Annotated in this window: 1 protein-coding gene; it reads left to right on the top strand. The window is 43.3% G+C overall.

The window, feature by feature from the left end; all coding sequences use genetic code 11:
- Positions 1 to 18: 18 nt before the first annotated feature.
- Positions 19 to 766: nuclease/transposase family protein (locus tag ACYQ4S_RS12050; RefSeq protein WP_459771395.1), on the top strand; the 748-nt coding region annotated here is incomplete at its 3' end.

Raw genomic sequence — 766 nt, 5'->3', positions numbered from 1 at the left:
AGGAGAGAGGTGAAGCGAGTGAAAAAAGAACAGACCGATACCTGTGTTAAAGTGCTCAAAGTAAAATTAAAGCCGACTAAAGAACAAGCAGCTGAATTGACCCGGCTATCCAAAGAGTATATTTATCACGCCAACCAGCTTGTCCAGCAGGCTGTATCAGATGGCCGCTTTCCAACAGTCACTTCCAGACACATTGAGACGTCTATTCCTTCGGTAGTCAAAAATGAACTTATCCGGTATGCTAAGTCCAAATATGCTGAACACGGAAACTGTGTGTTCAAAAAACGAACAGTCTCATGGAACAATCAGAACTATACGGTCACTCCAAATCATCTCGCTTTTCCTATTATGCAAAAGGGCAAATCAATGAAAACGGCTATTAAAGCTGTGCTAACAAGTGATCAGTTTGACCTGTTATCTCAGTCAAAACGGGGAGCGATGCGTATCACCAAAAAAGGCTACCATTGGATAGCTCAGATTGCTTATCACGTTTTGCCGTCTGAGACTGTAGGAACAGACGTCTTAGGCATCGATCTAGGTATTCTGTGTCCAGCTGTCGGTGTCGTGGCTTCCAGCGGTCAAACAGCTTTCTTCGGAAACGGACGATCAAACAAAGTTATTCGCCGAAAGTATAAGAAGCTCAGACGGGAGTTAGGGAAGAAAAAGAAACTGAACGCTATTCGGACACTCAATGATAAAGAAGCGAGAATCATGCAGGATATTAATCATAAGATTGCCAGACACATAGTACGGTTTGCGAGAGACA

It is taken from the genome of Alkalibacterium sp. s-m-28 (assembly GCF_054658175.1).
Note: the sequence above shows the minus strand (reverse complement) of the source record. Positions and strands in the feature narration are given on the sequence as shown.